This is a genomic window from Mesorhizobium argentiipisi (SeqCode) (assembly GCF_037179585.1).
GTDB lineage: Bacteria > Pseudomonadota > Alphaproteobacteria > Rhizobiales > Rhizobiaceae > Mesorhizobium > Mesorhizobium argentiipisi.
This window is the reverse complement of sequence record NZ_JAPYKO010000042.1, coordinates 1-26118: the sequence shown is the minus strand read 5'-3', so window position 1 is coordinate 26118 and position 26118 is coordinate 1. Positions and strand designations below refer to the sequence as shown.

General features: G+C 61.4%; 33 protein-coding genes. 17 read left to right on the top strand and 16 right to left on the bottom strand.

What is annotated here, in order from left to right:
- Positions 1–176 precede the first annotated feature (176 nt).
- Entirely contained in the window at positions 177–1379 is a 1203-nt protein-coding gene (locus tag O7A05_RS31765) for a pilus assembly protein (protein WP_337097270.1), read from the bottom strand.
- A gap of 295 nt (positions 1380–1674) precedes the next feature.
- On the opposite strand from O7A05_RS31765, the gene O7A05_RS31760 reads away from it, so the two are divergent.
- The 3 genes from O7A05_RS31760 to O7A05_RS31750 are packed head-to-tail and all read left to right on the top strand — an operon-like array spanning position 1675 to position 3786.
- Positions 1675–2925: a pilus assembly protein TadG-related protein gene (locus tag O7A05_RS31760; protein WP_337097269.1), complete on the top strand. Its 1251-nt coding sequence runs from the start codon at positions 1675–1677 to the stop codon at positions 2923–2925.
- Positions 2926–2945: 20 nt separating this feature from the next.
- Positions 2946–3371 (top strand): TadE/TadG family type IV pilus assembly protein, encoded by a 426-nt coding sequence (locus O7A05_RS31755; RefSeq protein ID WP_337097268.1) that lies wholly within the window; start codon positions 2946–2948, stop codon positions 3369–3371.
- On the top strand, positions 3361–3786 hold the full coding sequence (locus tag O7A05_RS31750) for a TadE/TadG family type IV pilus assembly protein (protein ID WP_337097267.1): 426 nt from the start codon (positions 3361–3363) through the stop codon (positions 3784–3786). Before O7A05_RS31755 ends, O7A05_RS31750 begins: the two co-directional genes overlap by 11 nt.
- 160 nt (positions 3787–3946) lie before the next feature.
- Here O7A05_RS31750 and O7A05_RS31745 read toward each other — a convergent pair whose 3' ends face one another.
- Positions 3947–4234, bottom strand: a complete 288-nt coding sequence (locus tag O7A05_RS31745; protein ID WP_337097265.1) for a hypothetical protein — start codon at positions 4232–4234, stop codon at positions 3947–3949.
- Between the two features lie 362 nt (positions 4235–4596).
- On the opposite strand from O7A05_RS31745, the gene O7A05_RS31740 reads away from it, so the two are divergent.
- Positions 4597–5451 carry a hypothetical protein gene (locus O7A05_RS31740; RefSeq protein ID WP_337097264.1) on the top strand — a complete coding sequence of 285 codons (855 nt, stop codon included), beginning with the start codon at positions 4597–4599 and terminating at the stop codon, positions 5449–5451.
- A 386-nt stretch (positions 5452–5837) separates the two neighbouring features.
- On the opposite strand, the gene O7A05_RS31735 is transcribed toward O7A05_RS31740, so the two are convergent.
- Positions 5838–6380 (bottom strand): DnaJ domain-containing protein, encoded by a 543-nt coding sequence (locus O7A05_RS31735; RefSeq protein WP_337097263.1) that lies wholly within the window; start codon positions 6378–6380, stop codon positions 5838–5840.
- Between the two features lie 240 nt (positions 6381–6620).
- Between O7A05_RS31735 and O7A05_RS31730 the strand changes: the two genes are divergently transcribed.
- Together O7A05_RS31730 and O7A05_RS31725 are read left to right on the top strand one after the other, a co-directional pair.
- On the top strand, positions 6621–7115 hold the full coding sequence (locus tag O7A05_RS31730; protein ID WP_337097262.1) for a cytochrome b: 495 nt from the start codon (positions 6621–6623) through the stop codon (positions 7113–7115).
- 338 nt (positions 7116–7453) lie between these two features.
- Entirely contained in the window at positions 7454–7861 is a 408-nt protein-coding gene (locus O7A05_RS31725) for a hypothetical protein (RefSeq protein ID WP_337097260.1), read from the top strand.
- Positions 7862–8154: 293 nt separating this feature from the next.
- Here the strand turns inward: O7A05_RS31725 and O7A05_RS31720 are convergent, their stop codons facing one another.
- Both O7A05_RS31720 and O7A05_RS31715 read right to left on the bottom strand, forming a co-directional pair.
- A complete protein-coding gene (locus O7A05_RS31720; protein ID WP_337097258.1) occupies positions 8155–8502 on the bottom strand; it encodes an exopolysaccharide production repressor protein in 348 nt (115 codons plus the stop codon).
- Between the two features lie 286 nt (positions 8503–8788).
- On the bottom strand, positions 8789–9679 hold the full coding sequence (locus O7A05_RS31715; protein ID WP_337097256.1) for a DUF1236 domain-containing protein: 891 nt from the start codon (positions 9677–9679) through the stop codon (positions 8789–8791).
- A 247-nt stretch (positions 9680–9926) separates the two neighbouring features.
- On the opposite strand from O7A05_RS31715, the gene O7A05_RS31710 reads away from it, so the two are divergent.
- Complete coding sequence (locus O7A05_RS31710) at positions 9927–10226, top strand: DUF1236 domain-containing protein (RefSeq protein ID WP_337097255.1); 300 nt, start codon at positions 9927–9929, stop codon at positions 10224–10226.
- Between the two features lie 215 nt (positions 10227–10441).
- Entirely contained in the window at positions 10442–10663 is a 222-nt protein-coding gene (locus O7A05_RS31705; RefSeq protein ID WP_224585162.1) for a hypothetical protein, read from the top strand.
- 198 nt (positions 10664–10861) lie between these two features.
- Here O7A05_RS31705 and O7A05_RS31700 read toward each other — a convergent pair whose 3' ends face one another.
- Positions 10862–11209, bottom strand: coding sequence for a DUF982 domain-containing protein (locus O7A05_RS31700; RefSeq protein WP_337097252.1), 348 nt, complete (start codon positions 11207–11209; stop codon positions 10862–10864).
- Between the two features lie 208 nt (positions 11210–11417).
- On the opposite strand from O7A05_RS31700, the gene O7A05_RS31695 reads away from it, so the two are divergent.
- From O7A05_RS31695 to O7A05_RS31670, 6 genes are all read left to right on the top strand, one after another.
- Complete coding sequence (locus O7A05_RS31695) at positions 11418–11717, top strand: DUF1236 domain-containing protein (protein WP_095768290.1); 300 nt, start codon at positions 11418–11420, stop codon at positions 11715–11717.
- Positions 11718–11848: 131 nt separating this feature from the next.
- A complete protein-coding gene (locus O7A05_RS31690; RefSeq protein WP_337097251.1) occupies positions 11849–12058 on the top strand; it encodes a hypothetical protein in 210 nt (69 codons plus the stop codon).
- Positions 12059–12165: 107 nt separating this feature from the next.
- Positions 12166–12417 (top strand): DUF2934 domain-containing protein, encoded by a 252-nt coding sequence (locus O7A05_RS31685; protein ID WP_337097250.1) that lies wholly within the window; start codon positions 12166–12168, stop codon positions 12415–12417.
- Between the two features lie 88 nt (positions 12418–12505).
- Complete coding sequence (locus O7A05_RS31680; RefSeq protein WP_337097249.1) at positions 12506–12688, top strand: hypothetical protein; 183 nt, start codon at positions 12506–12508, stop codon at positions 12686–12688.
- A 30-nt stretch (positions 12689–12718) separates the two neighbouring features.
- A complete protein-coding gene (locus tag O7A05_RS31675; RefSeq protein ID WP_337097247.1) occupies positions 12719–13048 on the top strand; it encodes a dihydrofolate reductase family protein in 330 nt (109 codons plus the stop codon).
- 216 nt (positions 13049–13264) lie between these two features.
- Complete coding sequence (locus O7A05_RS31670; protein ID WP_337097245.1) at positions 13265–13441, top strand: hypothetical protein; 177 nt, start codon at positions 13265–13267, stop codon at positions 13439–13441.
- Between the two features lie 95 nt (positions 13442–13536).
- On the opposite strand, the gene O7A05_RS31665 is transcribed toward O7A05_RS31670, so the two are convergent.
- The 6 genes from O7A05_RS31665 to O7A05_RS31640 all read right to left on the bottom strand — a co-directional run bounded on the left by O7A05_RS31665 (position 13537) and on the right by O7A05_RS31640 (position 20453).
- Positions 13537–13890, bottom strand: a complete 354-nt coding sequence (locus tag O7A05_RS31665) for a hypothetical protein (protein WP_337097244.1) — start codon at positions 13888–13890, stop codon at positions 13537–13539.
- A 69-nt stretch (positions 13891–13959) separates the two neighbouring features.
- A complete protein-coding gene (locus O7A05_RS31660; protein WP_337097242.1) occupies positions 13960–14304 on the bottom strand; it encodes a hypothetical protein in 345 nt (114 codons plus the stop codon).
- Between the two features lie 152 nt (positions 14305–14456).
- Positions 14457–15329, bottom strand: a complete 873-nt coding sequence (locus O7A05_RS31655; protein WP_337097240.1) for a DUF2167 domain-containing protein — start codon at positions 15327–15329, stop codon at positions 14457–14459.
- Between the two features lie 264 nt (positions 15330–15593).
- The gene (locus O7A05_RS31650) at positions 15594–16298 is read right to left on the bottom strand and encodes a hypothetical protein (RefSeq protein ID WP_337097238.1); all 705 of its coding nucleotides are present in this window, start codon (positions 16296–16298) and stop codon (positions 15594–15596) included.
- Positions 16299–16499: 201 nt separating this feature from the next.
- A complete protein-coding gene (locus O7A05_RS31645) occupies positions 16500–19625 on the bottom strand; it encodes a tetratricopeptide repeat protein (RefSeq protein WP_337097236.1) in 3126 nt (1041 codons plus the stop codon).
- Between the two features lie 195 nt (positions 19626–19820).
- Positions 19821–20453, bottom strand: coding sequence for a LexA family transcriptional regulator (locus O7A05_RS31640; RefSeq protein ID WP_224585127.1), 633 nt, complete (start codon positions 20451–20453; stop codon positions 19821–19823).
- A 635-nt stretch (positions 20454–21088) separates the two neighbouring features.
- Between O7A05_RS31640 and O7A05_RS31635 the strand changes: the two genes are divergently transcribed.
- The 3 genes from O7A05_RS31635 to O7A05_RS31625 all read left to right on the top strand — a co-directional run bounded on the left by O7A05_RS31635 (position 21089) and on the right by O7A05_RS31625 (position 23073).
- Positions 21089–21937: a GcrA cell cycle regulator gene (locus O7A05_RS31635; protein ID WP_337097233.1), complete on the top strand. Its 849-nt coding sequence runs from the start codon at positions 21089–21091 to the stop codon at positions 21935–21937.
- 192 nt (positions 21938–22129) lie between these two features.
- Entirely contained in the window at positions 22130–22726 is a 597-nt protein-coding gene (locus O7A05_RS31630) for a DUF6456 domain-containing protein (RefSeq protein WP_337097232.1), read from the top strand.
- Between the two features lie 116 nt (positions 22727–22842).
- Positions 22843–23073: a hypothetical protein gene (locus O7A05_RS31625; RefSeq protein WP_337097230.1), complete on the top strand. Its 231-nt coding sequence runs from the start codon at positions 22843–22845 to the stop codon at positions 23071–23073.
- Positions 23074–23222: 149 nt separating this feature from the next.
- Here the strand turns inward: O7A05_RS31625 and O7A05_RS31620 are convergent, their stop codons facing one another.
- From O7A05_RS31620 to O7A05_RS31605, 4 genes are all read right to left on the bottom strand, one after another.
- Positions 23223–24503: a DUF763 domain-containing protein gene (locus O7A05_RS31620; RefSeq protein ID WP_337097229.1), complete on the bottom strand. Its 1281-nt coding sequence runs from the start codon at positions 24501–24503 to the stop codon at positions 23223–23225.
- Positions 24504–24593: 90 nt separating this feature from the next.
- The gene (locus tag O7A05_RS31615) at positions 24594–24917 is read right to left on the bottom strand and encodes a hypothetical protein (RefSeq protein WP_337097227.1); all 324 of its coding nucleotides are present in this window, start codon (positions 24915–24917) and stop codon (positions 24594–24596) included.
- Positions 24918–25066: 149 nt separating this feature from the next.
- Positions 25067–25396: a hypothetical protein gene (locus tag O7A05_RS31610; RefSeq protein WP_337097225.1), complete on the bottom strand. Its 330-nt coding sequence runs from the start codon at positions 25394–25396 to the stop codon at positions 25067–25069.
- Between the two features lie 150 nt (positions 25397–25546).
- Positions 25547–25855, bottom strand: coding sequence for a hypothetical protein (locus O7A05_RS31605; RefSeq protein ID WP_337097223.1), 309 nt, complete (start codon positions 25853–25855; stop codon positions 25547–25549).
- Positions 25856–26118 lie beyond the last annotated feature (263 nt).

Sequence of the window (26118 nt, the reverse complement as noted above, 5' to 3'; positions counted from 1 at the left end):
CAGTCCAGTTCCTTCGCTATCAGGTCGAAGATCGTCTCATCCGACGCCGCAAAACCGTCCGCTAGGCTCAATTGGCCAAGCACTCGATCGACCATCGCGAATCCCTCCTCGCCGGATATCCGCATGGGATCACCGATCCGATTCTGTGCAAAGCCCTCCCTGGAGGAGACTGGTACTCATTTCGCCAGGGTGATCATCCGGCCCGCATACGCCGCCCGGCCCCCGAGTTCGGCCGTGCAATCCGACTTTACGGCCGAGTTCCCTATCATCGCGACAGTATCGCCGACCAGCCGCAGGCAACTGCCCTGGGCGTTCATGTCCGAATTTCCGGTATAGGTGATGGCGGCGTCGGGGGCGTAGATGAAACCGCTGACCACCGATCCGGATCCGCCGTTGAGCGTCAGCGGCTGGGTGTTGCCATGAGCCTGGAAGATGGTGATGCCGGCATAAGGGCCGCTCGTCGGCGGCGAGAGGTTCACCTGCTCGTTGGCGTTGATGATAAGCTGCGAGTTCTCCATCAGGAAGATCGTCACGCCCTGGCCGCTCAGGCTGCCGTTGCCGCCCGGCTTTATGGTGACGTTGCGCATGATATAGGTGCCCGGATTGAGGGTGATCTTTCCCGACAAGCTCTTGTCGCAATAGGTGCCCGGCGAGAGCGTCACCGCTTTGCCATTGGGCATCGGCAGGCAGAGCGTGTAGGCAGGCGGAACGACATCGGCCAGCGGATCGAACGAAGCATACTGGTTCTCCTGCGGCGCGCCGCAGGAAAGCGTGGCGTTCGGCGGAGTCAGCCCTTGCGTGCCGCCGACCGTCGAGACGCAGCCGGCGCTGACGATCGCCGAACCGCCCCGATTGACGGCGTCGGGCGCGTCCGAATTGGCCGCGATCACGCAGCCGGTCATCGTCACATTGGTCGAGCCCTGCAGGTTGACTGCGCCGTCGGCATGCTGATCGAGCGCGAGCACGCAGGCTTGCGCGCCGGGTTTGAGCTTGACCGAGGCGGTGCGCGTCGCCTGCCAGGCTGGCATGCCGCTGATGAAGGCCGGCCGGCTGATGCTCGACGACAGCGAAATGAAATAGGCGCCCGGATCGCGGCTTGCACTGGCCTGGAAGGCGGCGAGGCTGCCCGATAATTCCCGCGCGTCGGCCGCGCTCATATTGGCGGCGAAGAAGGTCTGGCCGAGTTGCTGCACGTCGCTTGCCGACATGCTCGGCAGGTATTTCGTGCCGATCGCCAAGCCAGCCGCGTCCAGCGAGTTCTGCAACTGCGCGGCGTCGTCGCTCGTGCCTATCAGATCGACGGATGCCGCCACGCCAAGCATAAGCGGCACCATGGCGACTGCGGCCGCAATCGCAAAGTTGCCGCGCCTCGATGCCAAAAAACATCCCAACATAGAGTCCATCCTCGCAGACCTGCGAGATGTGATATGCGCGCCGTCTCAACGAGCTATTTGCAAAAACGGTAAAATGCGAGAAATGCTAAAATAGCATAATTTTCTGATACTTATGCCTTAAGTCCTACGGGTGATAGGCCTTAGGTCTTAGTCGATGCGGCGCAAGGTGGGGACAGCGGCGCGCTGGGGTCCCACCGGCGCAAATCGAGCGAAATAATTAGCCATTCCTTCATATCGCAATGATGACGTGACGGCTGGGATAGCTTGGGCGCACTCGGCCATGGCCTTTTCGGCTCGTTTCTTCAGACAGTTTTTTTCTCGACTTTTTTTTCGACGCTTTTGCGAAGGCAAAGGCGGCAATGTCGCGACCATCTTCGCGCTCACCCTGCCGGTCGTCGTCGGTGGCGCGGGGCTCGGCGTCGAGACCTCCTACTGGTACTATTCGAGCCTGAAGCTGCAGGCGATCGCCGACGCTGCCGCCTATGCCGGCGCGTTGGAGAAGATAGCCGGGTCCGACACTGCGGCGATTACGGCGGCCGCCACGTCATCGGCCGCTTCGAATGGCCTTGGTGCGGGCACCATCGTCGTCAACACCCCGCCGGCGTCCGGACCGAACACGGCCAAGAAGGCGGTGGAGGTCCTCCTCAACCAGGATCTCGACCGGATCTTCACCTCCATCTTCACGCAGACAAAGGTGCCAGAGCGGGCGAGGGCGGTGGCGCTGATCACCGATGCCTCCAAAGCTTGCATCGAAGCGCTTAATCCCTCGGCCTCCCAGGCAGCACTTTTCTCGGGCAGCACCAGCGTCAAACTGACCGGCTGCGTCATCATGGCGAATTCGATCGCCAACGACGCCATCAAGGTTCAGGGATCGGCGGCTCTTCAGGCTGATTGCCTAATCTCGGGGGGAGGCGTCGTGCTGAACAATCCGGTGCCGATGGTCTGCAAGGCCCCGATCACCCACGCGCTGCCGGCGGCCGACCCGTTCGCCAGCTTGCCGGCCCCCGCGACCTCGAACCCATGCCAGAAGATCAACGGCAACAAGACGACGCAGACGATCCAGCCCGGGACCTACTGCAGCGGCATGAACCTCAACGGCAATATCACGCTTTCTCCCGGTGTCTATGTCGTCCAGGGCGATCTGAAGATCAATGCGGGTGCCGTCATCCAAGGCAGCGACGTTACGATCTACATGGCCGGCAGCAACACTGTCAGTATGAATGGCAACGCCACCGTGACGCTGGCCGCCCCCACCACGGGCACCTATTCCGGCGTCCTGTTCTACGGCGACCGGACCGGGACGGCGGCGCAAAGCACTTTCAACGGCACCGCGACCTCGCTTTTGACCGGCGCAATCTATTTTCCCAGGCAGCAGGTCAATTATCTCGGCAATTTTTCGGGTAAGAACGGCTGCACGCAGGTCGTGGCGGATACCATCCAGTGGTCGGGCAATTCGACCATCAACCAGGACTGCTCGAGCCTTGGGATGAAGGACATCCCGGCCGCCCAGTCAGTCGCGGTGGTCGAGTGAAATCCGCTGCCCGCCGATTGATGCCGGCCATTCGCGATGAAGCGGGCGTCGCCGCGGTGGAACTCGCGTTTGTCTTGCCTGTCCTATGCGCGGCGTTGCTCGGAATCATGGACGGTTGGTCCTATGTCACCGGTTCGCTGTCGATGCGCGCCGGCGTGAAAACGGCGGCCAACCTCGTGATGGCTGGCTCCGCTGACGACAGCGCGATCCAGGCTGCCGCCTTGGCGAGCTGGGAAAACAAGCCTTCCGACGCGCAAGTCGCGATTAGCCGCATCTACCAATGTGGGACCACGATAGTCGACGCTTCGACTTTATGCAGCGGGCCGAAAGCGCCATCCGTCTATGTCCAGATCCAGGCATCTGGCACCTGGATTCCGCCCTTCACCTTCGGCCCCTATCCGGACAACACCGCTCTCGGTCTGCTGCAGGTGATCCGTGTTCGCTAAAGGAAGATCCGGAGCATTTGAGCTTAGGGCATTTGGGACCAATGTCTCGGGCGGCGCCGGTCTCGAATTCGCGCTGGTCGCGCCCTTTCTCATCATGCTCCTGTTCGGCATCTTCGCCTTTGGCTGGTCGATGAACAGCATATCCAGCGTGCGCTACGCGCTCGAAGCCTCCGCGCGCTCCTTGCAACTCAACAACACGCTGACGCAGGCCGACATCCAGGCGATCGCCACGCAGAAGCTGCAGGCGCTGGGCCTGCAGAATGTGAATGTCACAATCACCACCGACCCGGCGAGCGGTGGCTTTCGCATGGCGCACGTCAACGCCAGCTATGCTTTCGTCATCAGCTTCCCCTATTTCAGCAATTTCCCGATCAGCTACACCACCTCGGTGACCGTGCCGCTGGTCGGCGGTTAACATCGTGAAAGCTCTCGGAGATTGTACGCGATTGCGACAGGGGTAAGGGGCAGCGTCTCATGCGCCACGACGCAGCCGCGGATGTTGATGAAACACGACTTCCGATGAATGAACGTCGGGGCACAGCTAGGCAGGCCTAGCTGTGCCAGCTCAGGTTAGTCTAGCAGCCTTGGGTTGTCGTTTTCATCTGGCCGGGAGCGTTCGACTTGGCGCTGGTGTCCTGCTGGCCGGGCGCTGCCTGCTTTGCGCTGCCGGCTTGCTGCCCAGGGGCGCAATCCTTCGCCGAATTCGAGTTGGTCGAATTCGTCGTGGTCTGGTCCGTGCCCTGGCTGCTGGGCATCGTCGTGGTGGACGACGATGACGAGGTGCCCGACGACGTGCCCGATTGGGCCGTGGCCAGACCACAGGACAAAGCAACAAAGGCGGCAGTGAAAAGAATTCGGTTCATGATGACTGTCCTTTTAGGCATGTCCCTTCGCTTGTTTAACCTTGACCTCCCGACAGGGTTCCGGTGGCCCGCATATTCCCGATTGCGGGCGATTTTCGCGGCTGCAATTACCTCTTGGGACCATGGTCTGGCGCGAGAAGGGCCCTCATTGTTCCAAACGGCCCAAGCAGGTTCGGCCCTTTGTTTTCCCGTTAAATTTCAATAAGTTAACGAGAATTTTCGCGAGAATAGCCGGGCGGCGGCTGCCATGCTCTCATTTCGCGACCGCAACTGCTTAAAGTTTATCCGACGCCATTAGGAAATTCTCATAAGAGGCTGTCTAGCGGTTGGGCCAAGCGACGATTCATCTGCGGAGAAGCACAATGACATTGCGAAAGACACTGCTGGCATCCCTTGCCATTCTTGCGCTCGCGGCCGCGCCGGCGCTTGCGGGCGCCGGCGGCAATGGCGGCGGCCACGGCAATGGTGGCGGCCACGGCAATGGCGGCAGCCATGGCGACGGCAATAGCAATAGCGGCAACGGCGGCGGCAATGGAAATGGCGGGGGCAACGGCAAGAGCGGCGCCTCGCACGGCAAGTCGGCTTCGGGCCACAACAAGAGCGCCGATGCCAACGCGTCGGATGACAGCTCGACCGATGACGCGACGACTGACGATACGACCACGGCCGCCACGCCCAAGGAAAAGAACATTCACGCCAAGCTCGGCCGGCTGAACTCGCTGCAACGCAACATCAACGCTTATATGAATTCGAAGAGCAAGAAGTTCGCCGGCATCCAGGCTTACGTAACGCAAGCCGCGGCGGCCCAGAACGCCCAGGCCGCGCTCGACGCGGCAAACGCCCAACTGGCCGCCGACCAGAGCAAGCTCACCGACCTCACTCAGCAACTCGCTGATCTGAATGCGACCGACACAACGGGCTTCACGCCCGAACAGCAGACGGCTCTCGATGCGCAGATCGCTGACGTTCAGGGGCAGATCGACGCCCAGAACGCGGCAATCACGGCCGACAACCAGGCGGTCACCGATGCCCAGACTGCGGCTGACAACGCGCCCGCTCCCACTGATGCCTCGTTGGATGCAGCCCTTGGCGACATGGCCAACAAGCCGGTCGACGCCGACGTTACCGCCTGGGCCAAGGATACGCTGGCGGGCAAGATAGACGCCGCTGCCGCCGCCACGGCGACGACGACCACATCGACGACAACGACCCCATAAGGCCGGCCGAACCGACCAGAGGGCGAACGAAGACGCCGCCGGGCCTCGCCCGGCGGCTTTTCGTTTGGGAGCGATTGGCAACTCATTCGCGATCTCGGAACAAAAATGGTTCGCGTCGGTGTTTTCGTCTTATCGGCTCGGGTTTGGGAGGCGGGCCAAATGCGGCAGCCGTCGGACCTCAGTCACTTGTATCAGCGAAACACAACGCCAATGTAATCGTGCCCCCTATTCATGCCCGCCATGGTGCATGGCTTACACTCCGCCGCCCCGGCGAACCGGATCTGAGGAGTTAAGAAGACGGCATCGATTCCTCAGGGATGTAGCTGGCCCTTCATCGAATCGGCCACTGGTTCAGGGGCCGGTAGGCGGGGCTTTCGATGGTCGGCCTAATCGGCGTGATCGAGAAGGCGGGTGGCGTCGGGGCGATCCCGGCCGTGCCTCGTCCCGGCGTGATCGATGCCCTCGACCGTGATGGCGAATGTTCCGTTTTCGGTTCTGCCGATGAAGCCCTTCGCCTTGAGGTACCAAAGATGGAATTCCAGGTGCTCGCGAGGGCAGCCTGACAGGCGCTCGAGCTCTTCGTCGCCAATGCCTGGATTGTTGACGTCGCGCCGGCGCCTCACATAGAGAAGCGACAGCAGATTGGCCTGGATGACGCTATCCCTCTCCATGCCGCCGCCATCGCGCGCTCCTTCCGTGAGCTCGTGACGAAGGCCAAGATGTTGGCGATAAAGGATATCGTACTGTGCTCGTTTGACCGGATCGCGAAGCGTATTGTGGGCTTCCACGATCTCGCTGAAACGCGATTCATTGCCGGTTTCCCGATTGTCGGGATGGTAGCGCATGGCAAAGTAGCGGAAGATCCGCTCGATGGTCTCCGAATTGGCGTTCGGGCTTATTTCCAGAAGTTCGTAGTAATCGATGAACATGTAATCGTGCTTCCGAAATTACGGAAACCACTCCCCCGACCCGAAGCATTGCCCAAATACCGCGCGCTTGCAAGGCGCCCAGGCTGGTCTCGAACCGCTTTGGCCGGCGCAAATGCCCGCCATACGAAAATGTAAGATCGCGGCCACAATTGCGAGAACTTTCGAGCCGAATTCGGACAACCTCCTGTCGACTATTAAGCAACGTGAAGGCGCAGGGCGCCTTGTACTCCGGGGAATGCAATGGAAACCAGACGTGGATATTCAATTTTTCACATCGGCCTGCATTGGTTGATCGCAGCGCTGGTGCTATTTCAGCTCTTCTTCGGTGAAAGCATGACGGCTGTCGTGGATGCTGCTGAAGGCGGACAGCCGGTATCGGTGACGGATAAGGCGCTCGGCTCCGCTCACTACTGGGTCGGCCTGGCCATCCTTGCGCTTGTGCTTGTTCGATTGATCGTCAGACTGGCATCCGGCGTGCCGGCTCCCGCCGGCCGGGGACCGAAATGGATGCAGGTTGCCGCGCATGCATCCCACGGCCTGTTCTATGTGCTATTGCTGGCGGCGCCCGCAATAGGCCTTCTTGCGTTCTATCTGGGCGACCCTTGGGGTGACGTCCATTCGCTTGCCAAGCCGGCGTTCATCGCGCTGATCGCAATCCACGCCGTGGCGGCGCTCTACCATCAGTTCTGGTTGAAGGACGGGACGTTGAAGCGCATGCTTTCGACGGCCGGCTAGAAGGGAAGGGACGCCCCCGGTCGACGAAAGGTTTGCTCCGCCACTCGAAAGCTTACCTGATCAACCCGCTATCGCGGTGGAATAAATCCCGCATTCTGCTACGTTAGCCATCTTTGAAATTCAGGTGGCAACCTGGATGGAGTCGACCTCGAGCCCGGCTCCTTTTTTGGCTCGCCTCGTGCGAGGCGAGCCATTTTTTGCGAGGCCCTCTGCCGGATGATCGAACCAACCTCGCTGCTTTCGCCCGATGCGACACCGACCTAAGTGTGTGGTGGCTAATATGGTTTGAGCGATGTAGACTGGGCTCGGGTTCACAGAGGCATTGGGAGGACAACAAAATGCCACGGGTTTCGGAGCTTTTCTTCAAGACGGCCAGCATCTTTCTCATCCTAGGCATCGCTGCGGGACTGCAGATGGCGATTTCGGGCGATCACGGCGCCTTCCCGGCGCATGCCCACATCAACCTTCTCGGCTGGGTCACCAGCGCGATCTTCGGCGGCTATTATGCGCTCAACCCGGCCAAGGCCGAGCGCCGCATCGCCATGATCCATTACGGCCTCTATACGGTCGGCATCGTGATCATGCTGCCGGCGCTCTACTGGATGCTGGCGGCAGGCCATCCTGAGATCGAGCCCGTCGTGGCGATCGGTTCGCTGATCGTCGCCGCCGCGGTCCTGGTCTTTGGCTTCGTCGTCTTCTCGTCGACGGAAATGGTGCGCTCGGCCTCACCGGCCACCGCGCGCTAGCTGGGCGAACCGAGCAGGGATTTCAGGCGGGCGCGGGCTGCGGCTCCGATCAACGAGGGTTGCAGCCGGCGTTTGGTTGCGCCGCATCGACTTTGATGGCGGCGCATTTGGCGCCGATGCAAAGGCAATGGCGGTCTGCCGGCTCCGATGCAATGGCGCCCGGCCCTGACGCCGAGGTGTAGCCTGGCCCCTGCGTTCGAACTGAGGAAGCAACGTGCCGTGCTATTGCGGCGTGGATGCCTGTCGACAAGGGATAGATAATCGGTCCGCGGCCCGAGCGAACGCAAATCGGATTAGGGAAGCAGTTTCGGGAACAGCCGCAAGATGAGAGCGTGGATGATGCCGTCGCGCTCGAACGGGCCCGGGATCTTGGCGGGTGCCGCGCTTGTGTCCGCTTTGCCTTCGTCGGTTACGCGGGTCTCACCATGCACGAGCCAGAGCACGGCCACGAAATAGCCGGCCTGCAGAGCCACGGCCGCCAGGAATGTCCAGCCGATCGCCATCCAGACAGATCCCGTGGACATGAAGGTCCAGCCGAGGATGACCAGAAGCGTGCCCACCATTCCCACAAGAAACTGCGGAAAATACATTTGCCCAACCGAGCGCCGCGACCACATTCGACCATCGACGATCTCGCCCATATCTCTACCCATCGTGACCCATGCACCTTTTCCGGGTCGACCGCAAGCTTGAACGACTTGCCGGCGATCCCATTGCCCTTTCGTCCTGCCCTGACAGGGACGACGGACGCAGGACTTCCGTCCTGACAACTGGCAATTGCGCCGGATCGTTCCCGAGGCGGCAACATTCAAGTCATGCCTAATGGGCCGCAGCGCATGCGGGGCGACCGCCTGCCGGGTTTAGATGCCTCTCCACGCAGAAAGGGCCCGCCATCTGGGCGGGCCCTTATCCGCTATGCTGACCGGATCAGCTCAGGATCACTACGATCTTGTAGGTGTCCGGGTCGACGATGACGATGCGTCCATCGGCCAACACGAAATATTCATAGCTCTCATAAGCCGGAACGATCTTGACGATCCGGGCCGGCAGACGGTGCAGACGCACCTTATGGCGCGGCACCTCGACGCCGACCGAGATGTCGAAGCTGACGTCGCGAACCGGTTCGACATGGCTCTCATGAATGACCTGCGTGATCTGCGTCTTCTGTTCCACCGTCACGTTGTTGATCGATGCTGTCTTGTTCTGGTCGGTCTCGACGTTGGTGTTGCCCTGGGCGTTCTGCTCGGTGGTGGTGCCGGTCTTGCCCTGGGCATTCTGCTCAGTCTGCATCTTGGTGGTGCCCTGAGCGTTCTGCTCGGTGGTTGTGCCAGTCTTACCCTGAGCCTGCTGATCGGTCTGGATCTTCGTCTTGTCCTGGGCATTCTGCTGGGTGGTCGTACCGGTCTTGCCCTGGGCATTCTGCTCAGTCTGCATCTTGGTCGTGCCCTGAGCGTTCTGCTCGGTGCTGGTACCGGTCTTGCCCTGTGCCTGCTGCTTCTTCTTCAGCTGTGTGTTGTCCTGGGCGTTCTGCTCGGTATTGGCGCCTGACTGACCCTGGGCCTGCTCGTCGGTCTTCATCTTGGTCTTGCCTTGAGCCTGCTCTTCGGTGTTGGCGCCGGCCTTGCCCTGGGCATTCTGTTGTGTCTTCGACTTCATCTCGCCCTGGGCCTGGCCGCCGGCCTTACCGCCCTTCTGGCAATCGGCCGTGCCGGCCGCGCAATTGTCACCGCCGCTCGGCTGTGCGGATTCGGTCTGCGCCATCGCGGCGCCGCAACCGACGCCGAGCGCGATCATGCTTGTGATCAGCAGATGTTTCATTGGATTTTCTCCTCGGAAAGTCGGTCCCTTCGTATGGGTAACCCCACCCGAAACGCATTGTTCCGAAATTGTTGCGACCGGTCGGAGGCTATGGTTCGCGGAACACGGCGGCAGTTGTTTTTGCAGGCGCCGGTCCAATTTTTGCAGGAACAAGGGTAGGCAAACGGCGTTACGACAATGCCGACCCGCTGTGGAAAATCGCAGGCGCAGCATCAAGGCGTTCAAGTCCACATAGGAGAGACGAACAATGAAAATGCACCTCACCTCCGCCGCCGCTGGCTTCCTGCTGCTTGCTGGCATTGGCGCGGCTGCCGCGCAGGATGTCGTGATCGCGCCGGAGCAGGAAACCGTCATCAAGGAATACGTGCATAAGCAGCCGCTGGCCTCGGTCAAGATTCCGGGCGTCGAGTTGAATATCGGCAGCACGGTTCCCGAGACGGTCGAATTACACGAAGTGCCGAACGTCAAATACCGCTACGTCGTCATCGACAACCGGACGGTGATCGTCGACCCCGGTACCCGCAAGATCGTCAAAGTCATCGATTGATCGACAACGCGCCGAATCGGACGGCCCGCCCCCGGTTACGGCGGCGGGCCGTTAACCGATTATTATTTTGTTACCATATGCTAACGGAACCTTCCTCCTGCGCTTGAGTTAGCGGCTCTGGTTCACGCTGTCTCATAGACAACACAAACCGATGGCAGGGTGAAGATTCGGGCGGTGGCAACAGATACGGGCGGGGCGAGGAGGAGTTTACCAACATGTCGAAACGAGAAATCGGAACGTCCCGTTCGCTCGGGCTGCGTGTCGCCGATCTCAAGGCCAGGATACGGGACGCCCGGATCACCGAGCATGAGATGAAGGCCTTCCAGAAGGTCGCGGCCATCATGGGCGGCGGCGAGGGCTCCCTACGTATTGAGGCGGACGATCTGATCGCCGCGTCCTTCGTCACCGAGGCGCTGGGCGAATCGACGCCGACCTGACAGCGGCTACCCAGCCCGAAAATCAGATGCAGTCGAGCGTCAGCCGGCGAGGCGCTGGTTTGGAAGCGAGCAACTGCGCAGCGTGCGGTTCGGGGTGCTGCCCAAATCCGCATGGCTATCCCGCGCGTGCAATCCAACTGGGCACGGCCTACGCCGAGCCGGTGTCGAAGTGGCCTTGCGCCACCTCGGCACCCGGGCCTACCCAGGCACGTGGTTCTGCGCCCGGCTTTCGCGCGCCCGGCTGCGCCTGATCTTTGCTTCGCGCAGCACCGCGACCGGATCGGCGCCGGTCCACTCGATCCTCGCCTTCTTCGCAAAGATCAGGAATGCCTGCCGCGCCTTGTCGAGATCGATCTCTCCGCCACGCGCCGCCTCGCAGGAGCGCAGCGCCGTGACGTAGCTCGCGTCCCGCGCAGCCGGCGGCCACTCCTTGAGGAAATTCTGCATCGCGGTCAGTGAGGTGATCTCGCGCTTGAAACCCGCGCCGACGGCGATCGCCACCGGGGCCCGAAGTTCGATGTCGCTTCTGATGGAACCTTCTCGCATACCTCCGCCCTATGAATTTCAAAGTCTTGGGGAGTTTCAATACCTTCCAATGCGGGGCCGATGCGAAGGTTCCGCCAAATCAATCAGTCGTCGCTGACGGAACAACACCTTGCCGAGGGCGTTGGCCCCGGGAGCTCCAACGTTCGATCTGCCGGTGTCCGCTCCCGCGGAGGCAGGCGGAGCTCGCCAACGCAACAGGAGAGAAACGATGAAAACCACCTTCATTCCCGCTGTCGCCGGTCTGGCTCTGATGGCCGGCATCGGCATCGCCGCCGCGGACGAGGTGATCGTCACCCCCGAACAGCAGACCGTGGTCAAGGAATATGTCCACAAGCATCCGATCGCCTCGGTCAACGTGCTTGGCCTCGAGCTTGGTGTGGGTTCCACGGTACCTGACACTGTCGAGCTGCAGCAGGTTCCGGACGTCCAGTACCGCTATGCGGTCGTCAATGACCATACGGTGCTGATCGATCCCGGCACGCGCCGCGTTGTTCAGGTGATCGAGTAGATCCAACCCTGAAAGAGCCCGATCCCCTCAGCGAAGCATCGGGGAAGGATCGGGCTCTTTTCGCATCCGGGCATAAGGCCTAAGATAGGCAGCGGTTTGGGAGGCAACGAAGCGCGGAAGGAGTCGTTGCCATGCACCACCCACACGTCGAATCACCTGACATCGCACGCCAAGTCGACAAGCTTTTGGCCGAGCATAGGACTGGCCTGCTGTCGATGCACGAAGCAATTACCCTGTTGCGGAAACGCACGGGAACCGACCGCTCTGATGCGGATTTGGCCGGATTGATTACAAAGAAGGCAGCGCATCTGGGCATCGCGGTCGTCACCGACGGGCACTGAGCGAAATTGCCGCTCAGGTCGGTCGCTTATTCGTGATACCGAAGACGCCACGCGAAAATTCGGCTAATGTTCGCGCTGGGGAACCGTCCCAACATCAGGAGGCGACAGTGACGGACGACAAGCACGAACGCATTCGCCAGCGGGCACATGAGATCTGGGAGCAGGCCGGCCGACCCGAAGGCGCTCACATGGAGCACTGGGACCAGGCGGTTGCCGAGGTGGACGGGGCCAGCAAGTCTGCGGCAAAAAGCCCGAAGAAGGCTGCCGCCAAGGCCGACAAGTCGAAAGCCGCCAAGGCGGAGAAGCCGGCCAAGGGCCCTGCCAAGGCGAAGTCTCCCGCCAAGAAGACCAAGGGCTGACCGCCAGCCAAGGCCTGCACCCCTTTCCACCGGTCATGTGACGGTGCGCTCGACGCTCCGTATGAGACCTGTGCCGAAGGCTATGCGCATGCGAAAAGTCGTCTTGATCATGACCATGTCGATCGACGGATATGTCGTAGGGCCGGCAGGAATGTCGACGGGCGGTTTTCCTGAACCGGCAGAGCTCAAGCGTTGGAAGCTCGATCGCATTAGTCGCGCTGGCACACACATCATGGGCCGCGTGAGCTACGAGGAAATGGGGCCGTACTAGCAAAAATCCGAGGATGCCTAGGCCGCGCCGATGAACGACATCCCTAAGGTCGTGTTTTCGAAAACGTTGAAGGAGGCGACTTGGCCAGAGTCCTCTATAGCGAAAGGTGATCTACACGAGGAAATCGCTAAATTGAAAAAACAAGCCGGCGGCGAAATCATTGCTTGGGGCGGCGCGGGATTCGCCCAGTCGTTGTCGAAGGCAGGGCTGATTGATGAGTACGTCATCCTGACTCGGCCGATCGCCTATGGCGGCGGCAAACCCCTATTCAGCGGTTTGGCGGACGCGCTCAAGCTAAACGTCCTCGTCACGGCGGCTTACGATAACGGCACCATGCTTCGCATCTACGCCCCCCGCTGAACCAGCACGAACTCTGCAGTGGTGGTTGCCTTCTTCGGCTTGTCGTCCTTCTCCGGCGCGGCGTTGGCAACCTTGTTCAAGATGCGAGCGAAGTTCGGTGCCGACTTCTCTTAAAGCCATGGCAGATTGACCCCGTATCAGCGCTGCAACCGCAAGACCCTGGAAGCAAATCTCCGACCGAGTGTGGGTTGCCCCTTCGTTCCCGGCAAGACGGCGTTGGCCGGCCACGTCGACGACATCGACAACCGCATCACCCACGCCCTTGAGAACACCTCGATCTCGGCCGCGCTTGCCGCGCCCAACCTCGTTCAGGGCAAGCATTTCGGCCTGCGCCTCCACGGGGCAATGCCGGCGACGCCAATGCCTTCGGCATCACCGGCGCCGCAGTGCTGAGCAAAGGCTTCGAACATGGCGGCCGCTGACCGGCACGCTCGGCATTGCTTTTGTTGGGGGGCAACGCGCGGCTGCAGTTCAACTGGTAGGGGAGGCTACCGCCTCCCTTGATTTCCGGCGTATCGCGCGACCGCGCAGAGGAAGGCAAGCGCGGCCGTATCGCAAGCGGCCCGCGACGGCGACGGACCCTTGGCGAAAAGGACCGCGTCCGCAACGGGGATCGTCAGGCCGTGCTTCCGGGCGAATGAGGTGACTTCGTAAGGCTGATCGTCGGGTTGTATGCTGATGTCGATGCGCTGGTCCATCAAAACGAATTCCTCCCTGATATGCAGGCTTACCCTCCTTCGCCTGAGAGGAATTAACCACCGGCCGCTCACGCGCGTCCACCAATTGGCAATTGTGTGAAACGATGCATTTTTCGAGCCGCAGAGCCAAGGTTGCAGCGACATGATTGTTCGCTTCTCGGGCGGCCTTAGAGTTCTTTTCCTTCTCCACAACGGAAGAGGTGAGAACGCTCCTCACCACGCATCGCTCGATCGGGCGAACCTTACCCCCGCCGCGATCATCGCGCTTTCGCATTCGCTGATCAGCCTGAGGTTCCGCAGATACCGCGCCACCGTCTCCGGCAACCAAGCCGCGCAGGCTTCGACATAGGCGCGGCCATGCAGCAGCGTGCCGGTCGAAAGCCGCTCGTCCCTCTCGGCGATCACTTTCAGATATTGCCGGATGAAGCGGATGTCGTCGACGATGTCCTGGCTGGCCATGCGCCAGGCGCCGGCAAGGCGTTCGCGCTCGGCGAGCGGCAGTGGCGACAGCAAGGGGCGGGAGAGGTCGGCGAAAGCGGCATGGTTCGCGGTATCCAAGCAAATTCCCTCAAAGGAAGGGAAATATCGTACTTTATGTACGAAAAGCGATCAAGCGGGATTCGTACAGTTTGAACGATAAAGTGGCTCTAAGAAATCGGCGAAAATCTTAACCAGGTGGCGTTCGACTGGACGGTCAACACCAACCACATTCAACTATCTGCCTTTTTCCTGCTGAACAGCTTTCTCAGCCACACCAGTGGCACCAGCAAGATGAAGGCGCCCTTCTTCAGCACCACGAGGGCGAGCGCGATCAGGCCGGCGCTGGCGGCCCCGCCATATTTGACGCCGAGCGTTGCCGCCAGCACGCCCAGCGCACCGTAGCCGGCCATCCTGTCGCCGCTGGAGAATTCAAAATAGGACGAGCCGGCCTGCGGCTTGTAGGCGGCGGCCGATGCCGCGACGATCTTGTGCACGTCATCGCTGGCGACGTTGCCGTTCACCGGCACGATCTTGATCGGGACGTAGCCCTGACGGTCGAAGATCGAGACCGAGATGTTGATCGTCCTCTCGCCGCTCCAGTTCAGGATGTTGGCGTAGTAGAGAATGTTCTTGCCCTTGTCGATTTGCGGATAGACGAGCCAGCCGTCGAAGTGGATTTCCTGTCCGGACCGCTCCGATTGCGCTTTCACCGATTCCTTGAAGCTGTCTTCGATCGAGCTGATTTCCTGGTTGCGGTCACTGGAATCCCAGTCCGCCAGGCTCACATAGCCGTCCGATACCGGCTTCTCGACGGTCAGATTGTCGATCTCCGGGGTCAAGCCGAAGATCAGTTGATCGATCGTGCCGCACTGGTCGTGGTCCCAGCCAAACTCCTTCACCACCAGATTGCAGCGGTCCTCCGGCTTCAGGTAGAAGGCCCCGCCGCCAGCCGGACTGATCGTGCCTCTTGCTACGCTCAAAGGCTGGGCAAAATCCTGCGGATGATAGTTCGCGTCCTCGGCATGGGCGATGACCGGCTGACCGACAGAGCAGACAAACGCCAGCAGAATGGAAATCAGATCTTCCCTGACAGATTTGCGCACAACCCCTCCCACTAATGAGACCCCAACCTCACGCAGCCACGATCTAACGGGATTTCAACGACAGGCACAAGACAGGAGAGTTCTTTTTTTGTTCTTGATGCCCGAGAATATTCCGTAATTCTTCTGCCAATTCTTATCTGACCTGCAAGCCCGGCTTTCACTCGGATATCTGCCCGTGAGCGCCAGAGCCCCCGACGGTTTTCGCGATACACCGCGCGCCAGACCTTCCATCACATGACCAGTGCAGCGCCTTGTCACCGGCACCTAATTCTTCACGATGGCGTAGAGCAGGGCGCTTTTGATGTGCCACCCGGGTTCGCCATGCATTACCAGGGCGGCCTCATAGAATCTCGCCATGGCCGGGCACAGGCCTGGGAAGTCTTGGTTGGCGTTCGAGATAGCCTCCATCTCGGCCGGCGTGCCGCCGATCTTTGTGAAAACATCGGCGACCAGCGACCAGTCCTGATCGCTAGGCACGGCCGCTGGCAGGCCGCTTCTTTTGGCGGCGGCGAAGGCGCGGAACAGCGTGGCGCCGATCCTGTCCAGGTCAGCCCGGAAATCGTGGCCGGGCGCACTGATCGCGTCCGGCCCGTTGCGCAGGTAATTGTTGCAGGTGGCCGGCGTTTCGCGCGCCATGACATGATTGAGCATGTCGAGTTGCGCCGAAAGCGCTTCCGAGACGTTGCTGTCCGGCGCCGAAGGTAGGAGCGGTACATATCTGTGCCTCAGATCGGCGACCGCCTGCCTGCTGGCATTGCGCACTTCTGTTTGGTTTCCGGTCTGGGCCGCGGCATTGATCTTGCGCAGCATCGCATCGTAGTCGTCCGGAAATTCGCGGGCGATAGCCTCGAAGATCTGGAGATCCTGCTTCCGGATCTCGGCATCGATGTCGGCGGTGGTCACCGGCTGGGGCGGCATCTCCACTGACTGATAGTGGTGATGTCTGCCGCCGCCGAACATCGTTGGCATCACTTCAGTCCCAACGATGCTTACGGGGACGATCGCCGCCACTTGCAACCATTTCCAAGGTGACATCGGCTGGCCCCCTATAGCCGATGCTCAATTGGACTTGAGACCCAGCGCCTTCTTGCGATCGGCCTCGGCACGCTTATGGTTGCCCTTGGCCTCCCAGGCTCGGCTTCGCGCTTGATAGGCTATGGCCAAATTCGGCTAGAGCTTAACGGCCTGATTGAGATCGCTGATGGCTCCGTCATAGTCCGCCCTGCTGGTCCGGATCACACCCCGGCCGAGATAGGCTAAGGAACTGTTGCGATCGAGGCTGAGTGCTTTTTCGAAATCGCGCATGGCGGCGGCATCCTCATGTCTGCCCATCCAGATAAGCCCCCGATCGGCATAGACCCTCGCATGGGCGGGATTGAGACTGATGGCTTTCTCGTAGTCCGCGAGGGCTCCATCGTCGTCTCCCTGGAAACTGCGATTTTGGCCGCGGCTGTGGTAGGTCTCGGCATTGTTCGGGTCGAGCGCGATCGCCTGGCTGTAATCGGCGATGGCATGTGCGTAATCGTGTTTGGATTCCCAGGCCATAGCGCGGGCCAGATAGGCGTCATGGAATGACGGGAAGAACGAAATCGCTTTGCCATAAAGGACTATCGCTCCGTCATAATCATCCTTTCCATACAGCGCTTGACCTTTGTTGAACGTCTGCGCGGCCAGCGAAGTCCAACTCGGCCTAGTCGCCGTTTCGCCGGCCCCGCCAGTAGCCTTGCCCGACGTCTTCGAGGCCTTCGCCTCGTCTCTTGCCATTATCGCCAGCTTGCGGCCCTTGCGGACGATGGCCAGCTTTGGGTCGAGCTTCAGCGCCTGGTCGAAATCGGCAATGGCAGGCTCGCAGCCGCCCTTTGTGAACCAGACGGTGCCACGCGCAAAGTAGGCTGGCGCATATTGCGGGTGGAGTTCGATCACGCGGCTGTAATCGGCGATGGCGCGATCCAGTTCGTTCTTGTTGGTCCACGCGACAGCGCGGCCGATGTAAGCGTCCGAATAGGTAGGATAGAGTTCGATCACCTTGTCGAAGTCATCGATGGCTGCGTCATACATGCCTTTCTGGATAAGCGACGTGCCGCGCCCGACATAGGCCGAGGCCGTTCTCGGATCTAGCTCGATCGCCTTCTCATATTCCTCAATGGCTTGGTCGTATTTGCCCGCATCCCAGAAGGTCTCGCCGCTTCGCACAGCACTCAGCACGCGCGGGTCAGTCGCCTGGGCCGGTTCCGTCGTCTGTGAGGCGGGTAGCTTTCCTGTTGGCTTTGCTTTGCCTCGGCCGAGTTGCTTGGCTAGGGTTGCAACGGCAGCCGCGACGGAGGGCTGCAGCTGCTGCACATCCGGTGGGGAAGCCGGTCCGCTTTCGTCGCCGGCAATCTGTTTGCCACAGCTTCCTGTCCGCTTCCGATCAAGTTCGACGGCGCGCTGGCAATCCGCCGCTGCGCCGGCATGGTCGCCCTTGAGCGTCCTTGCTCGGCTGCGACCCAGATAGGCGTCGGCGTTCTCAGGATCGAGGCTGATCGCCTTGTCGAAATCGAGCAGCGCGCCGTCGACGCCATATTTCGACAACCGCATCTGGGCGCGCTCGAGCAGTGTCTTGGCGGTCGCCGGATCCCTGCTTGGTTGCTTAGCGGTCGGCTTACTTTGTTCGCCAGGCAAATTTTCCCAACACGTGCCTGCGCGTTTCCGATCGAGCTCGACCGCTCGCCGGCAATCGCCCATGGCGAGGTCGAAATTACCGACGAGTGCCTCGGCGATCGAGCGATCGTAATAGGCATCCGCATTGTAGGGATCGAGGCCGATGACAAAGCTGAATGTATCTATCGCACCATTGGGGTCGACCTGCATCGCCTGCAACCCCGATTGGAGGTTCCAAGCAATGGCGTCGGAGTTATCCTGCTTGGCATATAGTTGCGGCGGCTCATATGTGGGGGGCGGGGTAGGCTTGGCCGGCTGCGGCTCAGCGGGGACTGGGACATCAGCCTGATTGGGCGCGGCGCTCGGCGACTGCAGCACGGGTTGCCCGTTCGCCCTGCTCTTGCTGATTTGGACGCTGAGCCTTTTTTCCCGGTAGCCGGCGTTGGCCGGATCGAGCGCGATCGCTTTGTCGAGGTCCGCAATTGCCTTGTCGGGATCCTTCGCCTCCCAGACGAGTGCCCGCTCGAAATACGATTCTGGATCGTCGGAACTGATGGCAATCGCTTTGTCGAGGTCGGCAAACGCCTCTCGTGAATTGCCGATCTGGGCCATGGTCATCCCGCGCACGCGGTAAGCTTGGGCATTGGCCGGATCGCGGCGGACGGCTTCATCCAGATCGGCGATAGCGCGGGCAAAATCCTTCTTTAAAGCCCAGCTCTTGGCGCGGTTGAAGTGGAAAGCGGAACTTGCTGGATTGAGCCGGATCGCCTCGTCGAATGCGGCAATGGCGCGGGTATGGTCGCCCTTTTCCTGCCACTCTACTCCAATCGCATTTTGAGCAGAAGCGGGGTTTGGGTCGGTCGCGCCGCCGCTTGGCTCACCGAAAGCCTCGACAATCAGTCGTGTGCAATCGCGCCCCTTGTCCGCATCGATATTGGCGATGTGCTTGCAATCGGCTTTGGCTCGCTTGCGATCACGCTCGGCGATCGATGAGCGAACGCGGTCTAGGTAAGGAGCGATAGGGTCATTACGGACGCTCTCCGCTTTGTCGTAGTCGGCTTGGGCTCGCGCTGCGTTGCCCATGTCGTCCCACACAACGCCGCGCACGCCATAGGCCATTTCATTGGCGGGATCGATGTCGATCGCCTTGTCGCAATCGGCGATAGCCCGATCATGCTCGCCTTTCTTATTGAGCGCCCGCGCACGATCGGCATATCGGCTTGCGTCATCCGGCGTAAGCATGATCGCTTTCGTGTAGTCCGCGATGGCCCGGTCGAAATCCCCTTTGCTCTCCCAGGCGATGGCGCGATTGGTAAATGCGCGGACGTAAGTCGGATCGAGCGCGATCACCTCGTTCATATCGGCGATGAGGTGGGTAATATCGTTCCTCTGTGCATAGGCCAGGCCGCGCACAAAATAGGCGCTTACGCGAAGATCAGGCACCTCGCCTCTGTCCTCGGCGATTGCGGTGCAGGCGGCAACCTGCCGGTCGGTGGAGACTTTGCTCTCGCTGAAGCAAGTGTTGTAGTCTTTGCCAGCCGCGAATGTTTTGCTGCCGAAAGCACCAGGCACTACCACCCCTGCCAGCGCTAGGAGCAGCCCGCGCGGGACCCAGGCAACAAACGCGCGCATCAGCGCGCCGGTGCGGCGTGACATGATTGATCCCCCCGGAGTAATCGCGACAGTTCTCGCGGATACCTATATAGTTCTGTTTTTGTTCCCTAATGCAAGCAGAAATTGCGGTGGCTGCATTTATGCCGTTGGGGTGGGCCAAATGGAGCTTGGCGAGGACTTTGCAACGGGGGCATGAAGCAAAGCAGCGCCTCAGGCTGCGGCATCGCTCCCAAGGGCTCACATATCGATCATCGACCGCTTCACCCGCCCGATGATGGTGATCGCCCCCTCCAGCTCCGGCGGCGGGATGTCCAGATAGGACGCCGGCTGGAACGGCGGATTGTCGTTCGGCCGGTAGCGCTTGTAGGTGGCGCGTCCCGTCTCGTCGGCGATCACGTAGCAGCCATTGGTCACCAGCCGCTTGTCGCGCAAATTGACGAAGATGATCGAATCTGGCGGCGAAATCTTGTTCATCGACGGACCGTCGACGCGCAGCGCGATCCATTCGCCTTCCTCGAGATCGGCGGTGGGGATGGTCGGATAATCGGAGAGGTTGACCACGCTGTCCTGGCTGCCGAGCTCGCCGGCGCTGATCCAGGACACGATCGGCACGTCGACGGTGACGGGCGAAGAGGCGAGGCTGACCGGCGCCGCTTCCGCGCCATCCGCGTTGAACAGAAGCCAACCGGGATCGACGCCGAACAGCCGGCCGTATTTCTCCGCAGCTTTCCGAGACAATGGCCGGTTACCGTTCTCATGGCTGATCAGCGTGTTCTTGTTGATGTCGCGCAAGGCGCGGGCCGCATCGCTGGGCGAGGCATAGCCGGCCTGGGCGCGCGCCTGCTGCAATCTGTGCCGGGAATCCATCATCGTACAAAATGCCTGAAAATAATCGTCCAATATGTACGATTTTGCTTGCGCGGCATTCGTACATAACGTACGCTTAGCGCATGAATGAACATCCCGCAAGCATTTCCACACTGCCGGTGATTCCGGCGCCGCCCACGAGCATCTCAGGGCTTGTTGGTTCCTCGCAGCGCATCGACATTTTCGCCGCCGAGCAAGGGGAGGCGGCATGAACGCGTTGCCCCCGTCTTTCCAGTTCGAACCGTCTTGCCCGTTCGAATCGCCTGTCGAATTCCAACCGTCCGGACTGTCCCCGGTCCGGACGCATTCCGGGGCGCTTGCCCCGGATCCGGTCGAACCGCCCGCACCCCGGTTCACCGGAACGGCCGGAGCCGCTCCTCCCCCGGCTCCGGCCCCCAATTCGGGCACAAGCTGCATCCGCACCGAGGACGGCACCGTTATCCTGTTCGACAGGGTGACGGGCCGGGCGGTGTCGGGCCTGACGCGGACCGCCGCCGAGGCCGCGCTCCTTCGCTTGAACGCTCCAAGCGTCGCCTGACCTTCAACGCTTTCGCTGACCTGATCCCCCAAACGGCCTTTCGGCCGAAACCCTGGCGCTTGGCCTGAAGCCTGGCGCTTCGCAATCAATGGAATGAGACATGGCAGCCGCCTACACCGAAAAGGAAATCGACGAGATCGCCGCGTTGCTGAAGGAGGGGCTGTCGGCCTCGCGCATCGCCGGCCATTTCAGCGCACTGCGCGGCAGTCCGGTCTCGCGCAACGCCATCATCGGCATCGTCCACCGCAACGCAGGCTTGAGCGCCATCGGTTTCGCCAATCCCAAAGGCGGCCGCGCCGGCGGCAGACCGAGAAAGCACGCCCGGCCCGATCGTCCTGGCGGGCGGGGCAGGGTGGTGACCGGAGGCGTGATGCTCTCCGAACCTGCCGCGCTTTCAAGGCATGCCGAATGGGTAGAGGCCGCCGGCGCGGAAGCTGCCAATCTCCCCCCAAGCGAGGGAGATGGCCGGTCCACCCTCCGCAGCTGCAGCACAGCTGCTGCGGAGGACGGGCAGGCCAGAGGGGGGCGCTGTCCCGCCGACGTGTCGGTCTATGCGGTTTCCGTGAAACCGGACGCCATTAGCGCCCGCATCAACCGCGCCCCCAAAAAGACTAAGCTGCGCAAACCCGCGCGCACGCTTCCGCCTGCCTGGCTCGCTCCTGGCACCCGCGAAAAATCCGAAGCGCATCTATACAAGCTCCCGGCGCCGCCGCCTCCGGTGAACCCTGGCCGCCAGCCGCATGTAGCGGCCATGCGCTTCCTCGACTGCCTGTTCGGCCGCTGCCGCGCGCCGCTCGATCTTGCGCTGGGCGAGGATGCCGAAGCCGATCCCGTCGGCACGCGCCCGGGACTGGACATGCTCTGCTGCGGCCTGCCGACGTCGGCCACGCGCTCCTACTGCGCCCATCACCATGCAAGGTTCCACGGTCGTCGCGGGGGAGGGGTGTGAGAGGCGTCCCGGCAAGATCAAGGTACCTCGCCCCACGAAGTGGGGAGAGGTGGCTCGGCGAAGCCGAGACGGAGAGGGGAGCGCCCTACGAAGGCCCCCTCTCCGTCCGCTTCGCGGACACCTCTCCCCCGCCTTTGGCGGGGGCAAGGAACCCAGGTTCTGACACGTCCCACCCAACCCAAGGACCCGCCCATGCCCCGCAAAGCCGTCAAAAAACCCCAGCCGCCAAAACTTCCCAAGGGCGAGGCAGAGCAGGTGCGCATCCGCCGCGAGGTCGGTCACGACTTCGCGCTTAAAACGGACGCCTTCGGCCGCCAGCGGCTCACCCCGGGCACTGCGGAGGCACGCCGCGTCTACGAGGTGTCGAACGGCGGCTACACCTCCACCGGCGGCGTCGTGCGCCTGCGCAATGTCGATCCGCTCACCGGCATCACCTCGCTCAGCCGCCAGCAGCGCGAGGCAGGAGGGCGTTTTCGCGACGATTTCGAGCGCAGCCAGCGCGAAGGCCTGCAGCCGCAATCCTGGAGCGAACGAGTCGATAGCGGCCGGATCGGCGGCGGCGTCCCTGACCGGGTGCTGTCAGCCGGGCGGGCGTATGCCCACGCTGCCGCCGCGCTGGCCCATTGGGACGTGGCGGAAGTGGCCCGAAAAATCTGCCTCGAAGGCCAGTCGGTGAAGGCCGTCGCCGAACGCACCGGCGACGGCCGCGACGTGGTGGTGAAGCTGCTGAAGGTCGGGCTGGATTTGTTGGCGGTGCACTATGGGATGATGGGGCGGAAGGTTGGGTGAATGTTGAGCAGCATCATTACTGAGGAATAACGATAGAGCTACATTGCTGCTGCTGAATTGATGCGGGACAGCTATACATATCGTGCGCAAGCATCACGAGACGCTTGGATTGACCAATGAAATACCCTGATGGAACCCAAGCCAGGCTTGGCGACAAAATCCTCGTCTGGGAAGGGAACGAAGGCGTCGTGGTCTGCTCCATGGATACCGACGAATATTCAGAGGAATATCCTAGGGAAGCCTTCGGCTATCTGGAACGAGGGATCATGGTCCTGTCCGAAAAAGCGGGGCTGATCCACTACGTGAAGCCCGAGGAGAGAATGCGGCTGGTCGAGCGGAAGAAATAACGTCCGCCCAAGCAATTCAGGCACAGCCACTTTGCATCCAAGACCACAAACGCTCGGCGCTGCCCCTCATCCGCCCTTCGGGCACCTTCTCCCCGTTCACGGGGAGAAATGCCCGGCAGGGCAATGAGGGGCGGCGCTGACCTTCGACCTTATTTGCGAAGTACGGTGTGAGTTTTGGAGGTTGGCTCCTCGCCACCCTCCGGCGGCCCCTCCCACCCGAACACGCTCCGCCCGCCCAGCAAATGCGACTGGTCCATCTCGCCGGCCACGATTTCCTTCAAGCTCGGCCCCGTCACATAGCGTTCCATCCGCCGTGACTCGCCGTCGAGCCGCCTCAGCGCTTCCAACTCCTCGCCCCGTCCGAGCTTTGCCTTTCCCACCGCCGATTTCAGCACCGAGATCGTCTCGTCATAGACTTTCAGCGGCACGGGGAAGGGGTGGCGGTCCTTGCCGCCATGGGCGAGCGAGAAGCGGGCCGGGTCGGAGAAGCGGTAGGGCGCGCCGTGCACCACTTCCGACACCATGGCCAGAGCCCGCACCGTGCGCGGGCCGACGCCGGGGACCAGCAGCAGTTCGGGAAAATCCTTCGGGCCACTTTCGATGGCCGAGGCGATGTTGCCGTGCAGGCGGCGCATGACGACGTCGCTTTCGCGCACATCGTGATGCGCGGGCATGATGAGGTTGGGCAAGAGCGGCTGCGCGGCGGGCTCGGGTTCGGGTTGCGGCTCCAGCACCGCCAGCTCGGCCAGGATCTTCTCCGGGCTCATGGTCTTCAGAAGCTCGACCTGGCCGCCACGGGCTTTTTCCGCGCGCCGGTCGGTGAGATTGACGATCTGCCCTTGCGCCTCGCCCTCGATCGCCGCATGCGGCTGGTCGACGAAGCTTTTGAGCCCCTCCGACAGCCAGTGGTAGCGGCGGGCCTGGCGCGCGTCGCCGTTCATGCCTTGCTGCACCACCACCCAGCGCCCGTCATCGGCGACGATGAAGCCGTGCAGGTAAAGATCGTAGCCGTCCTGCACGGCGGCGCTATCGACTTTGGCGACGAGGCGGCTGGCGGTGGCCAAGGCATCGCCGTCCAGGCCGACACGGTCGCCGATCGCCAGTAGCTCGCCCGGCGTCTTGCGCGAATGCGCGCCGCGTCCGCCGCAGACATGGATGCCGAGCTCATTGCTGAGTGGGTTGAGCCCCCGCTTCAGCGCGCCGATGACCGAGGTGGTGATGCCGGACGAATGCCAGTCCATGCCCATCACCGCGCCGAAGGACTGGAACCAGAAGGGATGCGCCAGACGCCGCAAAAGCTCGTCGCGGCCGTAATGGTGGATGATCGCTTCGCACAGCACCGCGCCGAGCTTCGTCATCCGATCGCCCAGCCATTTCGGGACCCGCCCGCCATGCAGCGGCAGGTCGGCGCTGCCGCTTCGCTGCGTCACTTTTGCTTTCCCCTTACGAATGCCGGCCCCTAGATGGTAGTTTGGCGGGAATTTGCAAGGCGACGCAACCGCGGTCAATATCCGGCCTGGTCAATAACGGCAAACCCGAACGCGTTCCAACACCCGGCGGTGATGGTGCCAGTGCCTCACCCACCTCACGTGGCAACGGTGGTAGTGACGGTGCCGGTAGTAGCGATGCGGATAGCGGACGACGTAGCCGGGATAATAGTCATCATAGTAGCGCGGGCCATAATAGCGGCCGCCGTAATCGAAGAACGGGCCGCCGCCGTAAAAGGGACCACCGAAGAACGGGCTGAAGCCGCCGAACGGACCGAAGAACTGTGCATCCGCAGGCGCGACTGTGGCTGCGGCGGAGGCGATGGCAATCGCCGAAGCAAATAACAGTTTTCTCATGGCAACCTCCTCCTGAAGGCCGATTACCAAATAAACGCGCCGCAGCAAGCGTATGTTCCCGATCGCTAATATTCGCCGCGCGTGCTCGCCCTCGAGGGATGGGTCGCAAAAGCGGGTAACTAAAAGGCCAGCCGCCGTTGCAGCGAGGCTCAATACCTGCAGACGCGGATCGCCTCGTAGACTCGGTGGTGATGACGCCAGTGTCTCACATATTCGACTTGGCAGCGCCTGTGATGCCGGAAATAGTAATTCCGGTAGTAATGCGGCCTATAGCTATAATACTGGTGGTAATACGGCCGATACATGTAGGGGTCACTGTAATAGTCGTCACCGTAGTATGGCCCGTAATCGTTGTAATAGTCGTCGTAGTAACCGTCCCCGATGCCGATCCCGAATTCTAGGCGTCCGGCATTGGCCGGGCCGATCATAGCGAACGCGGTTGCAATGGCTATAACGGAGGCGAGCAGGAGCTTTTTCATGACTACCTCCTCCTGGAGCTGGTTACCCCATAAACGCGCTGGAGGCAGCTTACGTTCCAAATCGCTAACATTCGCCCGCCCATCGCTGGGATGGGCGGGCGACGATCTCCCTCACGGGCAGGAGATCAGCCAATCACGGGCGCTGCTCGGTCAGCGCTCGCAAATGCGGATTTTTTCGATGACGCGGTGGTGATGGCGCCAGTGCTTCACGATCTTGACCCGGCAATTATCGCCATAATACCGGCTATGATAGCGGACCACATAACGCTCACGATCCGGGACATAGTAGTCGTCGTCGTAGACATGCCGGTAATAGCGGTGAGGGTAGTATCCGCCATAATAGTCGTCGTCATAGCTCGGACCGACGCCGATACCGAGCTGCACGCTGCCGGCGCTGGCCGGCGCGATCGCGAACGCCGAGGCGATGGCGATCATCGAAGCAAGCAGAAGCTTTTTCATCGCTGCCTCCTTGAGTTTCGAGGACGCCCCTTCGAGGGATAAACGGTTTCGAAGTGGCCGGTGTTCCATGGAAAATGCGCGAACCTAACGTCCACGTGCTGGGGAAGAGCCGTTCGCAAATGCCAGGAAAACGCTCTCTCCCCCACAAGGGCATAGGCGCTAAGATAGGGTATTGCGGCGCGGAATCGGTTGTGATTCTACGCTGGGGATGACACACGAATCGCTTGTTGATGATGGCTGGGCCGAGACAGTTAAGCTTCTCG

Excerpts from the sequence above, each read along its gene's own strand:
- O7A05_RS31760 (WP_337097269.1), top strand. The coding sequence starts at position 1,675 with ATGGCCTTTTCGGCTCGTTTCTTCAGACAGTTTTTTTCTCGACTTTTT.
- O7A05_RS31755 (WP_337097268.1), top strand. The coding sequence starts at position 2,946 with ATGCCGGCCATTCGCGATGAAGCGGGCGTCGCCGCGGTGGAACTCGCG.
- O7A05_RS31745 (WP_337097265.1), bottom strand. The coding sequence starts at position 4,234 with ATGAACCGAATTCTTTTCACTGCCGCCTTTGTTGCTTTGTCCTGTGGT.
- O7A05_RS31740 (WP_337097264.1), top strand. The coding sequence starts at position 4,597 with ATGACATTGCGAAAGACACTGCTGGCATCCCTTGCCATTCTTGCGCTC.
- O7A05_RS31735 (WP_337097263.1), bottom strand. The coding sequence starts at position 6,380 with ATGTTCATCGATTACTACGAACTTCTGGAAATAAGCCCGAACGCCAAT.
- O7A05_RS31730 (WP_337097262.1), top strand. The coding sequence starts at position 6,621 with ATGGAAACCAGACGTGGATATTCAATTTTTCACATCGGCCTGCATTGG.
- O7A05_RS31725 (WP_337097260.1), top strand. The coding sequence starts at position 7,454 with ATGCCACGGGTTTCGGAGCTTTTCTTCAAGACGGCCAGCATCTTTCTC.
- O7A05_RS31720 (WP_337097258.1), bottom strand. The coding sequence starts at position 8,502 with ATGGGCGAGATCGTCGATGGTCGAATGTGGTCGCGGCGCTCGGTTGGG.
- O7A05_RS31715 (WP_337097256.1), bottom strand. The coding sequence starts at position 9,679 with ATGAAACATCTGCTGATCACAAGCATGATCGCGCTCGGCGTCGGTTGC.
- O7A05_RS31710 (WP_337097255.1), top strand. The coding sequence starts at position 9,927 with ATGAAAATGCACCTCACCTCCGCCGCCGCTGGCTTCCTGCTGCTTGCT.
- O7A05_RS31705 (WP_224585162.1), top strand. The coding sequence starts at position 10,442 with ATGTCGAAACGAGAAATCGGAACGTCCCGTTCGCTCGGGCTGCGTGTC.
- O7A05_RS31700 (WP_337097252.1), bottom strand. The coding sequence starts at position 11,209 with ATGCGAGAAGGTTCCATCAGAAGCGACATCGAACTTCGGGCCCCGGTG.
- O7A05_RS31695 (WP_095768290.1), top strand. The coding sequence starts at position 11,418 with ATGAAAACCACCTTCATTCCCGCTGTCGCCGGTCTGGCTCTGATGGCC.
- O7A05_RS31690 (WP_337097251.1), top strand. The coding sequence starts at position 11,849 with ATGCACCACCCACACGTCGAATCACCTGACATCGCACGCCAAGTCGAC.
- O7A05_RS31680 (WP_337097249.1), top strand. The coding sequence starts at position 12,506 with ATGCGAAAAGTCGTCTTGATCATGACCATGTCGATCGACGGATATGTC.
- O7A05_RS31675 (WP_337097247.1), top strand. The coding sequence starts at position 12,719 with ATGAACGACATCCCTAAGGTCGTGTTTTCGAAAACGTTGAAGGAGGCG.
- O7A05_RS31665 (WP_337097244.1), bottom strand. The coding sequence starts at position 13,890 with ATGTCGCTGCAACCTTGGCTCTGCGGCTCGAAAAATGCATCGTTTCAC.
- O7A05_RS31650 (WP_337097238.1), bottom strand. The coding sequence starts at position 16,298 with ATGCCAACGATGTTCGGCGGCGGCAGACATCACCACTATCAGTCAGTG.
- O7A05_RS31645 (WP_337097236.1), bottom strand. The coding sequence starts at position 19,625 with ATGTCACGCCGCACCGGCGCGCTGATGCGCGCGTTTGTTGCCTGGGTC.
- O7A05_RS31640 (WP_224585127.1), bottom strand. The coding sequence starts at position 20,453 with ATGATGGATTCCCGGCACAGATTGCAGCAGGCGCGCGCCCAGGCCGGC.
- O7A05_RS31635 (WP_337097233.1), top strand. The coding sequence starts at position 21,089 with ATGGCAGCCGCCTACACCGAAAAGGAAATCGACGAGATCGCCGCGTTG.
- O7A05_RS31630 (WP_337097232.1), top strand. The coding sequence starts at position 22,130 with ATGCCCCGCAAAGCCGTCAAAAAACCCCAGCCGCCAAAACTTCCCAAG.
- O7A05_RS31625 (WP_337097230.1), top strand. The coding sequence starts at position 22,843 with ATGAAATACCCTGATGGAACCCAAGCCAGGCTTGGCGACAAAATCCTC.
- O7A05_RS31615 (WP_337097227.1), bottom strand. The coding sequence starts at position 24,917 with ATGAGAAAACTGTTATTTGCTTCGGCGATTGCCATCGCCTCCGCCGCA.
- O7A05_RS31610 (WP_337097225.1), bottom strand. The coding sequence starts at position 25,396 with ATGAAAAAGCTCCTGCTCGCCTCCGTTATAGCCATTGCAACCGCGTTC.
- O7A05_RS31605 (WP_337097223.1), bottom strand. The coding sequence starts at position 25,855 with ATGAAAAAGCTTCTGCTTGCTTCGATGATCGCCATCGCCTCGGCGTTC.